This window comes from Kitasatospora sp. NPDC005748, assembly GCF_040630735.1.
In the GTDB taxonomy this organism is placed as follows: Bacteria; Actinomycetota; Actinomycetes; order Streptomycetales; family Streptomycetaceae; genus Kitasatospora.
In genome coordinates this window covers 91,670-103,542 of the sequence record NZ_JBEXYD010000015.1, presented here as the reverse complement: position 1 = coordinate 103,542, position 11,873 = coordinate 91,670, and the positions used below count along the sequence as shown (strand labels likewise).

General features: G+C 72.8%; 13 protein-coding genes. 5 read left to right on the top strand and 8 right to left on the bottom strand.

Annotated elements, in window-relative coordinates; all coding sequences use genetic code 11:
• Nucleotides 1-56 precede the first annotated feature (56 nt).
• Nucleotides 57-1,127: an NUDIX hydrolase gene (locus tag ABZ495_RS14620; RefSeq protein WP_359836013.1), complete on the top strand. Its 1,071-nt coding sequence runs from the start codon at nt 57-59 to the stop codon at nt 1,125-1,127.
• A 40-nt stretch (nt 1,128-1,167) separates the two neighbouring features.
• Nucleotides 1,168-1,554, top strand: coding sequence for a DUF6188 family protein (locus ABZ495_RS14615; protein ID WP_359836011.1), 387 nt, complete (start codon nt 1,168-1,170; stop codon nt 1,552-1,554).
• 142 nt (nt 1,555-1,696) lie between these two features.
• On the opposite strand, the gene ABZ495_RS14610 is transcribed toward ABZ495_RS14615, so the two are convergent.
• The 4 genes from ABZ495_RS14610 to ABZ495_RS14595 all read right to left on the bottom strand — a co-directional run bounded on the left by ABZ495_RS14610 (nt 1,697) and on the right by ABZ495_RS14595 (nt 4,687).
• Nucleotides 1,697-2,071 (bottom strand): hypothetical protein, encoded by a 375-nt coding sequence (locus ABZ495_RS14610; RefSeq protein ID WP_329490951.1) that lies wholly within the window; start codon nt 2,069-2,071, stop codon nt 1,697-1,699.
• A 169-nt stretch (nt 2,072-2,240) separates the two neighbouring features.
• The gene (locus ABZ495_RS14605; protein WP_329490950.1) at nt 2,241-2,645 is read right to left on the bottom strand and encodes a roadblock/LC7 domain-containing protein; all 405 of its coding nucleotides are present in this window, start codon (nt 2,643-2,645) and stop codon (nt 2,241-2,243) included.
• 82 nt (nt 2,646-2,727) lie between these two features.
• Nucleotides 2,728-4,173, bottom strand: coding sequence for a hypothetical protein (locus ABZ495_RS14600; protein WP_359836056.1), 1,446 nt, complete (start codon nt 4,171-4,173; stop codon nt 2,728-2,730).
• 130 nt (nt 4,174-4,303) lie between these two features.
• Complete coding sequence (locus ABZ495_RS14595) at nt 4,304-4,687, bottom strand: hypothetical protein (RefSeq protein ID WP_329490948.1); 384 nt, start codon at nt 4,685-4,687, stop codon at nt 4,304-4,306.
• Between the two features lie 918 nt (nt 4,688-5,605).
• Between ABZ495_RS14595 and ABZ495_RS14590 the strand changes: the two genes are divergently transcribed.
• The gene (locus ABZ495_RS14590) at nt 5,606-5,860 is read left to right on the top strand and encodes a LapA family protein (protein WP_359836009.1); all 255 of its coding nucleotides are present in this window, start codon (nt 5,606-5,608) and stop codon (nt 5,858-5,860) included.
• 166 nt (nt 5,861-6,026) lie between these two features.
• Here the strand turns inward: ABZ495_RS14590 and ABZ495_RS14585 are convergent, their stop codons facing one another.
• On the bottom strand, nt 6,027-6,446 hold the full coding sequence (locus ABZ495_RS14585) for an SHOCT domain-containing protein (RefSeq protein ID WP_359806234.1): 420 nt from the start codon (nt 6,444-6,446) through the stop codon (nt 6,027-6,029).
• A gap of 403 nt (nt 6,447-6,849) precedes the next feature.
• Here ABZ495_RS14585 and ABZ495_RS14580 point away from each other — a divergent pair, with 403 nt between their 5' ends.
• Nucleotides 6,850-7,491 (top strand): alpha-ketoglutarate-dependent dioxygenase AlkB, encoded by a 642-nt coding sequence (locus ABZ495_RS14580; protein WP_359806236.1) that lies wholly within the window; start codon nt 6,850-6,852, stop codon nt 7,489-7,491.
• A gap of 96 nt (nt 7,492-7,587) precedes the next feature.
• Entirely contained in the window at nt 7,588-8,448 is an 861-nt protein-coding gene (locus ABZ495_RS14575; protein ID WP_359806239.1) for a VOC family protein, read from the top strand.
• Nucleotides 8,449-8,595: 147 nt separating this feature from the next.
• Here ABZ495_RS14575 and ABZ495_RS14570 read toward each other — a convergent pair whose 3' ends face one another.
• The 3 genes from ABZ495_RS14570 to ABZ495_RS14560 are packed head-to-tail and all read right to left on the bottom strand — an operon-like array spanning nt 8,596 to nt 11,773.
• A complete protein-coding gene (locus ABZ495_RS14570; protein ID WP_359806242.1) occupies nt 8,596-9,444 on the bottom strand; it encodes a carbohydrate ABC transporter permease in 849 nt (282 codons plus the stop codon).
• A complete protein-coding gene (locus ABZ495_RS14565; RefSeq protein ID WP_359836007.1) occupies nt 9,441-10,418 on the bottom strand; it encodes a sugar ABC transporter permease in 978 nt (325 codons plus the stop codon). The genes ABZ495_RS14570 and ABZ495_RS14565 overlap by 4 nt, the downstream gene beginning before the upstream one ends.
• Before the next feature lie 41 nt (nt 10,419-10,459).
• Nucleotides 10,460-11,773, bottom strand: coding sequence for an extracellular solute-binding protein (locus ABZ495_RS14560; protein ID WP_359836005.1), 1,314 nt, complete (start codon nt 11,771-11,773; stop codon nt 10,460-10,462).
• Nucleotides 11,774-11,873: the final 100 nt, after the last annotated feature.

Here is an 11,873-nt window from a genome sequence, read left to right as displayed (position 1 = left end):
GGGAGGGAGTCGGAGCGGTGACGGACCGACAGAGCGTTTACTCCGGACGTGAGTTGATGGCAGCCGCAGGGGTGCTCTTCCCGTCCGCCGACGGCCGGGTACTCGTGGTGCGGCTGCCGTACGACCGGAAGCACCCGGTGGCCGTCCCCGGCGGGGGCTGGGATCCGGAGGACGTGTCGCCCCGCGCGACGGCCGTCCGGGAGGTCCGCGAGGAGCTCGGGTTCACGCCCGTGCTCGGCCCACTGGCCTGCATCGACTGGACGCTCGACGATTTCCGCCCGCCGATCGCCGCACACCTCTACTGGGCCGAACCGCTCACCCCCGAGCAGTCGGCCGCGTTCGCTCCGGACACCGCCGAGGTCGGCGGGTGGACCTGGCTGACCGCCGAACAGGCCGCCCACGCGCTGCCGCCCCGCCTCTCCCGGCGGGTCACCGCCTGCCTGCGGGCGCCGCGCTCGGCCGGTCCGCTGGAGCTGGAGGACAGCCACCCGGCCGGGCACACCCTGGAGCATCTGACGGTCGAACCACCGCCGGAGTACACCCGGTTGGCGGGTCTGGCGCTCACCGGGAACACCACCGGGACGGCTGTCGAGCCGCCGGCTCCCCCGATGGACCGGGCCGGCTACATCGCCGGCCGGCCGCGGATCCGGGCGAAGGCCCGGGCCGTCTTCACCGACACGGCCGGGCGGGTCCTGCTGGTACGCCTGCGGCCGTGGCCTGGCGGCGGCGAGGAGCCGTACTGGACGCTGCCCGGCGGCGGGATCGAGGCCGACCGGGAGCTGCCCCGGGCGGCGGCCCGGCGGGAGATCCGCGAGGAGCTCGGCTGGGAGTACGAGCCGGGCTGGCTGCTGGCCCTCGACTGGCTGCCCGGCCGGGGCGCGGACCCGGCTCACGACCGGGACACCGCCGTACTCGTCTACCTGTTCGACGGCGGGACCGCGTCGGACGAGCGCCTCGCCTCGATCACGCTGCCCGAGGACGAACTGGTCGAATGGCGGCTCTGCGACCCGGCCGAGGCACGCGCGCTGCTGTCCGCCCCGTCCTGGTCGCGGACGGCCGCCGCGCTCGCCGCCCGCGGCGGCTCCGGCGGACCGGCCGAGCTGGTCGAGGGCCGACCGGCGCGCTGACCGGGCGGCCCGACCGGTGGCCCCGGTCCACACTGGAGGCATGGAGAACGGGATCGCGGACGTCCTGGCCGGCCGTCGGGTGGAGTCGGTCCGCGGCGGCGGGCGACTCGACATCGACCTGGACGGGCCGGTGACCGTCCGGGTGACACACGAGTTCCGCTTCGCCGTGCCGTCCGGGGTGGAGCGCTTCTACCCCGCGCCGGCCGTCCGCCCGACCGTCCGGCTGCTCGCCCTGGTCGGCCGGACGGTGGGAACCGCCCGGGTGACCCCGGCCGGTGGGCTGGAGCTGGTCTTCGACGGCGACACCGTCCTGTCGGTGCCGCCGCACGCCGTGTTCGCGCCCTGGACGGTGCTCACCCCTGAGGGGGTCGTCTGCTCCGGGCTGGCGGGTGGCGAGGTGACCTGGACGGGCGGCCCGGGCGGCTGAGCCGGGCCGCACCCGCACCCGCACCCGCGACCGCGACCGGCGGCCGGGCCGGACCCTGCGCCGCGCGACGCAGGGTCCGTGCCACGGACGGGTCGGCCGGACCCCGCCGAGGGCTCCGGGCCGTTCCGGGCCCGGGAGCGGGTCAGACCTCCATGTCGGCCTCGATCTTCGTCAGCTGGTGGCGGGCCATCGCCAGGTTGGCCCGGCTCTTGTCCAGCGCGAGGTAGAGGAAGAGGCCCTTGCCGCTGCGGCCGGTGAGCGGCCGGATCAGGTGGTACTGGCTGCTGAGGGTGATGAGGATGTCCTCGATGCCGTCCTGCAGGCCCAGCATGTCCATCGTGCGCATCTTGGCCCGGACCACGTCGGTGTTGCCGGCGGCGGCCACGTTGAGGTCCAGCCCGCCGGGGCCGTCGAGGGTGGCGAGTGCCATGCCGCTGTTGTAGTCCACCAGTGCGGCACCGAGGGCGCCTTCGATCACGGTCATGGTCTGCTTGAGCGCGCCTGCTGCGTCCGTCATGTCGGTTTCTCCGGTTCGTTCGTGGGTTGGGGATCGGTGGGACGTCGATAGGTGGGGAAGGTCGGAAGTCGACACGTCGACAGGTCTGCCCGTCGACAGATCCGTCCATCGACCGGTCTGCCGCCGACAGGTCGCCGGGTCGGCGGGTGGTGCTTCGGGCGGCGGGCGGTCAGCCCACCTCCTTGGACTCCCGCACGTCCTTGGGCGCGAGGGAGTCGGCGAGGAGCTCGGCGATGCGCCCGGCGGAGCGCCTGGCCTCCAGGTGCAGCCGGCCCACGTTCACGTCCGGGTGTGCCAGAAGGGTCAGCACACAGCTTCCGCCGGCCGCGTAGGTGGCGACGTAGCCGTGCTCGCCGCGGACCAGCGACTCCCGGAAGTCGCCCTGCCCGGTCGTGTCGGCGAGCCGCTGCGCCAGGCCGAGGGAGGCCGCCGTCATCGCCGCCAGGCCCGAGGGTTCGGTCCCGTGGGTGTCGTGGGCGACCAGCAGGCCGTCCACGCTGGCCACCAGCCCGCCCGCGAGATGCGGTACCCGATGCTTGAGGGCGCGGAGTTCGGCCAGCAGCTCGGTCTCCAAGGCGATCAGTTGTCTCCTTCCGACACGCTGCTTGAGCGCCCGCCTCATGGCCGTGAGGACGGAGTCGCGGGCGGAGAGAGGTTCAAAGTCGGGCCTCCAGAAGGTCTCGGACCCGGGTCAGCAGCGCGATGTCCGGGTCTGGAACGGTCAGCGGGTGGGTCGCTGCCGGGGTCGGTGGAAGGGCGGCGGAGCGGGTGGCCCCCGCCGGGACGAGCCCGGCCAGCGCGGCCCCGGGGACGCGGCGGTGCAGCCCACCGGTACGGCCGACCGGCGGGTGACCGGCAGCGGACCGCCCGGCCGGCACGGTCGCGGCGGCCGGCAGGCCCCCGAGCGCCCCGGCTCCGGCCGGCGCGTGCCCGGCGGAGACGTGCGCGGCGGTGCCGGGCGCAGCGGTGCCGGGCGCCACCGGTGCCTGGGCGGCGTGCCGAGGCGCGGCGCGTCCCGGGGTACCGCCTCCCGGGGCGGGTCTTCCAGGGGCACCGGCGCCAGGGACAGCACCTCCGGGGGTGGCGAGCAGCCCGGCGGCGGCGAGCCGGCGGATGTCCGCCGTGGTCGCGAAGGCCGAGCGCCCGAGCAGCCGGGCCAGCTCCGCCGGGGTTCTTCGGCCGTCCACGTGGTCGAGCAACTCACGCTGGTGCCGGCTCGGCCGGCGGCGGACCACCCGGGTGGGCGCCGCCGCCCACGCCTCCCGATCGGCCCGGCCACCCTCGACAGCTGGTCGTCGCTCCCCGAACTCCCATGCCGCACGGGCCTCGTGGGCGTCATGAACCTCACCGACAACGTGCCCCTCGTGAGCCCCGTGCGCCGCGCGGAACCCGTCGGACTGCCGAGCGGCGACAGCCCCGGGAGCGCCGACAGCACGACCGGCCCCGACCGCTTCGCAGGCCACCGGGCGGACCGGCGCGGTGTCGACTTGGGGCCACGGCCAGATCCGTTCGAGCAACCGACGGCGGCGGTCGACCTCCCGGCAGAGCCGGAAGGCGCTCACCGCCGAGACCGGCCCGAGCCAGTGCCGCACGCCGGATTCGAAGGACCAGCACCCCGCCGTCGACGGTCCGGCGAGCGCGCCCGGCCGGGCCGCTGCGGCCGCCCCGACCGACCCGGCCGCCTCCGCCGCACCGGAGGCCCAGGCGGCGGCGTTCCATGACGCGGCGCCGGCGCAGTCCAGGACGAAGAACGCGGCGTCGTACAGCGCGCCGAGATGGCAGATCTCCAACTCGCCCCGGCTGAGGCTACGTTGTTCCACCAGTGCCTCGCCGACCCGGCACTGGGGGCCGAAGCTCCGGACGGTGTCCCGCCACGCCTCCGGGGTGATCCGGCCGCACCCGGTCAGCAGGGCGGCCAGATCGGGGCTGTGGTCGGACTCGGCGTGCACCACCAGTCCGTCGGCGAAGTAAAGAGCCCCCGCGGGCCCGCGCAGAACGCCGGTCAACCGGCCCTCGGCGAGCCTGGTGACCGCCTCACCCGGGTTCCGCCCGAGCCGCCCCGGGGTGAGGACGCCCACCGGGGGCAGGACGAGGCCGCTCATGCCGACCGCCGGTGGGCGACAGGCTTCCGCCCGGACGGCCGAAACACGACGGCGGGGGCCGGACGGGCATCCGCGCAGTTCGCAGGACCGACCGAGGCCGAAGGGGTGGCCGGATTCACGATCGTGTTCGTCATCCGAGCACCAGTTCCTCGGCGAGGCCCTGGAGGCGGTAGCGCGCCGCAGCCAGGTTGCCCTCGGTCCGGTCGAGCCAGAGATGCAGGACGAGCCGGCTGTCGAAGACGGTGTCAATGAAGCACAACAGGTGGTAACTGCGGCCCGCAGTGACGATGATGTCCTGCAGCGGCGCTTGCCGGTCCTCCGCCCCGGTGAAGGTCTGGCTCTCAACAGCCGCCCGTACCAGGTCGGTTGCTTCGGCGGCCGAGGTGTCGTGGTCCCCGCTGGGGCTGATCCCGATGCTGCCGAGGGCGAGCCCGCTGCTCCAGTCGATCAGACTGGCAGCCCGGGCACCGGCGATCGCCATCGCCCCGGAGAGGCATTCGTCGATACCCGGCACTCGGGCTCCTTCGGAGGGTTCGGTACGGCCGGGAGCGCTCGGTCGGCACCGGCCGGTCCACCACGACCAGTGGCGGCTTCGACACGGAAGGCTACTGCCGGATTCCATATGACGAACATTCCAATGGCATATTCACACCGCAGCAGGCCACTTTCAGCCATCCTGTGACGCATCGTCAGATCACCGCTCACGGCGAAGCCGCTGGCCGGGCGACCGGCTGCCGACCAGCCCGGGAGGCGACCAGGGGCGCGACCTTGGCCGGTTGTCGGCCACGACGGAGGGTTTCGGACGGGATGTGCGGTAGGGCCGCATCACGCCACGCTCGCCCCACCGAGGTCCGTCCGGCCACCGCGGCGGGGCAGCGGGCGATCAGGATGATCACGTGGCCGACCGCGCGCGGGCCCATGAGATCGACTCGTTCGGCCGGACGCAGCCGCCACCCTGGGCGGCGAAGCGGCGGCAGCCGGGGAGAGGGTGCCCCGTCCGGCCGGCGCCGACTCCCGGGGCAGTCCGGCAGTCCGGCAGTCCGAGGGAACGAACAAGGCGGCCGCCCCCGATGGGGAGCGGCCGCCTTGGAATGGAGCGCCAGGCCCGGGTCGAACGGACTCTTCCTACTGAAAGTAGGACGTGCTCCAGTAGCACCTCTGACGCCTGACCGAGAGATCATTTCCTCTCGACGGGAAGAACATTAGCAGGACATCACGCCTGGTCAGAAATCGAGTGGGCGGCAACGGGAGACGGACCCGGCGGAACCCCGGCACCACTCGACCGCGCCCGTGACAACGAGCGACGACGACCGGTAGCGCCGGGCGCCCGGCGCGACACGGGGAGGCCGGGCCGGGCGGTGGACGGGCGGAGAGCCGGCGGCCGGATTGCTCCGAACGGGCCCCGGTCGGCGGGTCGCACCATACTGGGGACATGGCGCAGAACACTCCTCCGCCGCACGCTCCGCCGACCGTCACGGTCAAGGGCCGCGAGGTGCGGATGCGTACGATCGCGGTCGCCGTCCTCGCGGTGCTGGCCATCTGGTTCATCGCAGCCAATACCGGATCGGTCTCCATCACCCTCTGGATCGCCACCGTCACCCTGCCGCTGTGGGCGGTCCTCACCGTGACGCTGGCCGTCGGGCTGGTCATCGGGTACTTCCTCGCCCGTCGGCGGGCCAAGGCCTAACCGGCCCCGGACCCCGGTCCCGGGCACCGCCCGCCCGGGACCGGGGCGGCGGCGCGTCCGCACCCACGGCACGCACGGCACAAGGCCCACACGGCACACCGCCCGTCGACGGACGGCACCGGCGGGCCGCGGCGCGATGCCCACGACCCGCCGGTGCGGCCCGGCGTCAGGAGAGCAGGATCTCCTTCGCCTTCCGGAACTCCTCCTCGGAGATCGCCCCGCTGCTCCTGAGGCCGGCGAGCTTGGCCAGTTCGTCGACATGGCTGCCCGCCCCGCCAGCGGTACCGGTACCGCCGCCCTCACCGGCGGCCGCCTCCTTGACGTACGCCTTGAAGGCGGCGTCGGCCTGCTTCGCCTGCTCCAGGTCGCGCTCGCCCATCGATTTGCCGCGCGCGATCAGGTAGACGAAGACGCCGAGGAAGGGCAGCAGGATCACGAAGATCAGCCAGCCGGCCTTGCCCCAACCGCCCATGTCATGACTGCGGAAGATATCCGAGATGATCTTGAACAGCAGGAAGAACCAGAGGATGAAGAGGAAGAGCTCCAGCATCGTCCAGAACAGGTTGAGCAACGGGTAGTCGTCCACGGTGTCCTCCTCCCGCCGGCCGACCGACCGTCGGTGGCCACGCGGTGAACCGCGCCGCCCGGAGATGGGCGGCGGACAAACGAGTCATATCACCGCTATTCGGCCGTCGCATGTCAGACATCGAACAGCCGGCGAGCGCGTCGAGCCCTCCGAGGAGGCTCTTCTCCACCACCCGCGCGGCGATTTCCCCGGCGCCCCCGCTCACCCACTGGCCGCGACCAGGCGGAGCTCGACGACGGCGCCATGTGGGCGAACGCCTTCGCGCTCACCTCCGCGACGGCTGAGGTCGAAGCGCGGACCGCCGCCCTCGTGAAGCAGGCGGCGAGCTGAGGCCCCCGCGGCAGGAGCCCGCACCCGGAACAATTGTTCGAGCATATGTTCGATAACGGCGTAGGCTGGATCCATGCCGAGCACCCTGCACCTCCAGCCCTCGCTGTTCGACGACGCCGACGGGGGCGGGGCCGCGCTGGGGCCTCTCACGGGGGTACGGCGGGAGGTCCTGGGCGCCGGCGCCTGGGTGGACCTGCTGCCCGGGTGGGTGCACGGGGCGACCGGGCTGTTCGAACAGCTGGCGGCCGAGGTGCCGTGGCGGGCCGAGCGGCGGGAGATGTACGAGCGGGTGGTGGAGGTGCCACGGCTGCTCGCGTCCTACGGGGAGCGCGACGCGCCGCCGCACCCGCTGCTGGGCGAGGCCCGGGCGGCGCTGAGCGCGCACTACGCGGAGGAACTGGGCGAGCCGTTCCGGACCCTGGGGCTCTGCTACTACCGGGACGGGCGCGACAGCGTGGCCTGGCACGGTGACCGGATCGGGCGCGGGGACCGCGAGGACACCATGGTCGCGATCGTCTCGGTGGGCGAGCCCCGGACGCTGCTGCTGCGCCCGCGTGGGGGCGGCGGGCCCGTCGTCCGGCACCCTGTCGGGCACGGGGACCTGCTGGTTATGGGCGGGTCGTGCCAGCGGACGTGGGAGCACGCGATCGCCAAGACCGCCCGGCCGGTGGGGCCGCGGATCAGCGTCCAGTTCCGGCCGCGCGGGGTGGCCTGAGCAGCCACGGCCGGGAGCGGGCCGGGCGTCCCGGTTGCCGGGGGGCCGGGGGTCGCGGAGGCTGGCCGAGGGGTCCGCCAGGGCTTGGAGGACGGCATGCCGAAGGCCGGCAGGTACCACGAGGGCGTCCCGTGCTGGGCCGAACTGGCCGCGCCGGACGTCGAGCGGGCACGACGGTTCTACGGCCGGCTGTTCGGCTGGGAGTACGTGCCGACCGGCCCGGCCGGTGACGAGTACCTGGTGGCGACGGTGCGCGGGGTGCAGGTGGCCGGGATCAGGTCGCGCCGGGAGGTCGACGGGCAGGGACGGCCGGCCTGGACGACCTACCTCGCGGTGGACGACGCCGACCGGACGGCCGGACTGGTCCAGGAGGCGGGCGGACTGGTCGTCTTCGAGCCGTTCGACGTGCCCGACCAGGCGCGCGGGGTGCTCGCGGTGGACCCGCTCGGCGCGGTCTTCGGGCTCTGGCAGGGGTCGCTCAACCCGGGGGCCGGCCTGGTGAACGAACCCGGCACGGTCGCCTGGAACGATCAGCTCTCCCCGGCGCCGGACACCGCCCGGGACTTCTACGGCCGGGTCTTCGACTACGAGTACGACGCCGCCGCGGCCGACCACACGGTCTTCCGGGTCGGCGGGCAGCCGGTCGGCGGGATCGGCGGGGACCCGGGCATCGACCCGGACGGCCCACCGGCCTTCTGGGCGGTGTACTTCGGGGCGGCGGACACCGACCGGACGGTGGAGCGGGCGGTCCGGCTCGGCGGGAGCGTGCTGGACGGACCCGAGCCGACCCCGTACGGGCGGCTCGCGGTGGTGCGGGACGACGGCGGGGCAGTGTTCACCCTGATCTCCGTCCCTCCGGGCGAACCGGCCGACCCGGGACCGGAGCAGGACCAGGTACCGGCCCCGGGACCGAATCCGGACCAGGACCAGGACCCGACCGACCGGACGACGATCTGAGCTCCTGCCCGCTCCGCACCGCGGGGGCGGTGGGCCGGGCCCACCGCCCCCGCGGTCCGGGCGGGTCGCCCGTCGGCACGTGCCCGGCCTGGGACCCCACTCCCGTGACCGGGCCGCTGTCACCCGCCTCGGCCCCTTCCTCGCGGGTCAGTCCTTCACGGCGCCCGCCAGCCCGGAGACCAGCTTGCGCTGCACCGCGATGAAGAAGATCAGTACCGGCACGGTCATCAGGGTGGACGCCGCCATGATGCCGCCCCAGTCGTTCTCGTCGGGCTTGAAGAACACCAGCAGCGCCGAGGGGAGCGTCTGGTTCTCGGTGGCGCTGATGATGAAGGTCTTGGCGAAGACGAAGTCGTTCCACGCCGCGATGAAGGAGAACACGCTGGTCGCCGCCAGGCCGGGGGCCACCAGCGGCAGCAGGATCCGCCACAGGATGCGGGTCCGGCTGGCACCGTCGATCTGGGCGGCCTCCTCGATGGAGACCGGGACGGCGGCGACGAAACCGCGCATCATCCAGATGCCGAACGGCAGTGAGAACGCCAGCTGCACCAGGATCAGCGAGGCCAGGGTGTTGAGGCCGATGCCCGGCGCGACCCGGCCGGCGTCGCGGAACATGAAGAACAGCGGAATGGTCAGCGCCTCGACCGGGATCATCTGGGCGATCAGGAACATCACCATGATCGTGGTGCGGAACCGGAAGCGGAAGCGGGTCACCGCCACCGCCGCCAGGAAGACCACCAGTGCCGACAGCACCACCACCGAGAGCGCGATGACCAGGCTGTTGAGGAAGTAGCGGCCGAACCCGTCGACGCTCAGCACCTGCCGGAAGCTCTCCAGCGTGGGGTGGGCGGTCCACGGCCTGGGATCCAGCGACTGCACCTCGCCCTTGGGCTTGAAGGCCGACAGCACCATCCAGAAGATCGGGAAGGCGGTGACGACGGCCACCAGGATCGCGGTGGTGTTGGCGGCGAGCCGCCAGCGGCTACGGGCGTTCACAGTTCATTCCCCGTCCGTCGCAGGGTGCGGATGTAGAGGACCGTCGGGATCACCAGGATCAGCAGCATGATCACGCCGATCGCCGCGCCGAGCCCGTACTGGGAGGAGGCGAACGCCTTCTGGTACGCGTACACGTTGAGCACGAGGTTCTGCCCGGCGATGCCGCCGCCCTCGGTCATCACGTAGATCTGGGTGAAGACCTTGAAGTCCCAGATGACCGACTGGATCACCACGACGGTCAGGATCGGCCGGAGCATCGGGGCGGTGATCCGGCGGAAGGTGGTCCAGGTGCCGGCGCCGTCCAGGGCGGCGGCCTCCAGGATCTCCTCGGGGATCGCCCGGATGCCCGCGTAGAGCGTCACCATCACGAACGGGAAGGAGTGCCAGACCACCACGGCACCGACGATGAGGAACGCCGACCACTTGTCGTAGAACCAGTTGTACTCGTGGAAGCCGCTCAGTCCGAGGTCGACCAGGGTCTTGTTGACCAGACCGAGGTTGGTGTCGAACAGGAAGCTCCACACCGTCGATCCGGTCATCGCCGGCGCCGCCCAGGCCGCCATCGCGGCGGTGGTCAGCACCAGCCGGGCCACCCGGCCGACCCTGGTCAGCAGCACCGCGAGGGTGGCGCCGACGGCCAGGGTGGCGATCACGCAGAACGCGGCGAAGCCGACCGTCTGGGTGAGCACCGACCAGAACTGGGTGTCGCTCAGGATCTTCTCGTAGTTGCCGAGGCCGACGAAGCTGGTGGGCACTCCCCCGGACGCCTGGGCCTGCCCGAAGTCCAGCACCGACAGCAGTCCGAGCTGGTAGATCGGGTAGGCCACCAGCGGGATCATGATGATCGCGGCCGGCAGGAGGAGCAGCAGCGGTGGGCGGCGCCGGCCGCGCGGGGGCGCGGCCGGGCCGGTGCCCCGACGACGCCCGCTCGGGGAAGTCGACGCCGCCGGGGCAGTCGTGGTGGGTGCGGACACGTACGGGACCTCTCTCGGGGCCTGCTCTCTCGGGCGTGCGATCAGTGACCGGCCGCGAAGGCCGAGGTGATCTGCGTGGCGGCGTCGCCCGAGGCCTTGGCCACGTCCGACTTTCCGGTGACGATCTGCTGGAGCATCGTCGGGATGACGGCCTGCGCGTCGATCTGCGCCCACGCCTGGTCCAGCGGAACGAACTTGGTGCCGGCCGCGATGGTGTCGGTGAACGGCTTCAGGAAGGCGTCCTTCGCCGCGACCTTGTCGTTGACGGACTTGAGGGTCGGCAGGTTCCCCATCGCGTCGTACATCTGCTCCTGGTAGCCGGGGCTCGCCAGCAGCTCGGCGAACTCGACCGCGAGGGTGCGGTGCTTGGCCGCCTTCATCACCCCGAGGTTGTTGCCGCCGCCGAACGCCGGGGCGATCGACCCGGACTTCTCGCCGGGCAGCGGGACGACGCCGTACTTGCCGTTGACCGGGCCGGCGTCGACCTTGCTGCGACTGGAGTTGGGCAGGATCGCCATCGCGGACTTGCCGGCCGCGAAGAGGTCGACGGTCTTGCCGCCGGTGAGGTCGGCGCACTGCTGGGCCGGACAGCCGTCGGCGCCGAAGAGGTCCGTGTAGCGCTTGATCCCGGCCTGCGCGGCGGGCGAGTTGATCCCGGCCCTGAACGCGGCGCCGTCCTTGGTGGCGATGTCGCCACCGGCGTCCCAGACGAACGGCAGCGCACCGAAGGTGTACTTGCCGCCGACCGCGATGCCGAAGGTGTCCGGGTGCGCGGCGTGGATCTTCTGGTTGGCGGCCACCAGCTCCTGGTACGACTTCGGCGCGCTCAGCCCGGCCTCGGCGAAGAGGTCGGTGCGGTAGTACAGCGCACGGACGCCGACCCACCACGGCAGGCCGTAGGTCTTGCCGTCCAGCACGGCGGTCTTGGCGATCGCCGGGTCGAGGTCGCCCTTGTCCTTCCACTTGTCGAGGTCGGCGCCGATCTCGGCGAGGCCGCCGGCGGCGACGTAGCCGGGGAGGTCGGTGTTGCCGAACTCGACCAGGTCCGGGGCGCTGTTCGGGTCGTTGAACGCGCCCTTCATCTTGGCGGCGCGGGCCGAGGCATCGGTGTCGATGTAGCTGATGTCGACGGTGACGCCCTGGTGCGAGGCCTGGAACTCGGTGATCGCCTTGCTGATCACCGCCTCCTTCGCCGCGTTGCCGGCCTCGTTGTACAGCCAGACCTGCAGGGTGCCCGTCCGGTCGTCGCCGGCCCGGTCGCCGGCCCGCAGCGCGGTACCGGGCGAACAGGCGGCAGCCGCGAGGCAGCTGGCGGCGAGGACGGTGGCCGCGGCGGTCCGTCTGATGAGTCGCATGGGTGGAGACCTCCCCTCCCGACAGCTGCCGCCGAGACGTGCGCCGCTGGGGACGGGCACGTCGAAGCAGGCCCTGACCGGGGCCGATGGTGGGTGCGTG

What these genes read in the sequence shown, in the direction of transcription:
- ABZ495_RS14580 (WP_359806236.1), top strand. Translation starts at nt 6,850, where the DNA reads ATGCCGAGCACCCTGCACCTCCAGCCCTCGCTGTTCGACGACGCCGAC.
- ABZ495_RS14610 (WP_329490951.1), bottom strand. Translation starts at nt 2,071, where the DNA reads ATGACGGACGCAGCAGGCGCGCTCAAGCAGACCATGACCGTGATCGAA.
- ABZ495_RS14560 (WP_359836005.1), bottom strand. Translation starts at nt 11,773, where the DNA reads ATGCGACTCATCAGACGGACCGCCGCGGCCACCGTCCTCGCCGCCAGC.
- ABZ495_RS14600 (WP_359836056.1), bottom strand. Translation starts at nt 4,173, where the DNA reads ATGAGCGGCCTCGTCCTGCCCCCGGTGGGCGTCCTCACCCCGGGGCGG.
- ABZ495_RS14575 (WP_359806239.1), top strand. Translation starts at nt 7,588, where the DNA reads ATGCCGAAGGCCGGCAGGTACCACGAGGGCGTCCCGTGCTGGGCCGAA.
- ABZ495_RS14620 (WP_359836013.1), top strand. Translation starts at nt 57, where the DNA reads ATGGCAGCCGCAGGGGTGCTCTTCCCGTCCGCCGACGGCCGGGTACTC.
- ABZ495_RS14615 (WP_359836011.1), top strand. Translation starts at nt 1,168, where the DNA reads ATGGAGAACGGGATCGCGGACGTCCTGGCCGGCCGTCGGGTGGAGTCG.
- ABZ495_RS14590 (WP_359836009.1), top strand. Translation starts at nt 5,606, where the DNA reads ATGGCGCAGAACACTCCTCCGCCGCACGCTCCGCCGACCGTCACGGTC.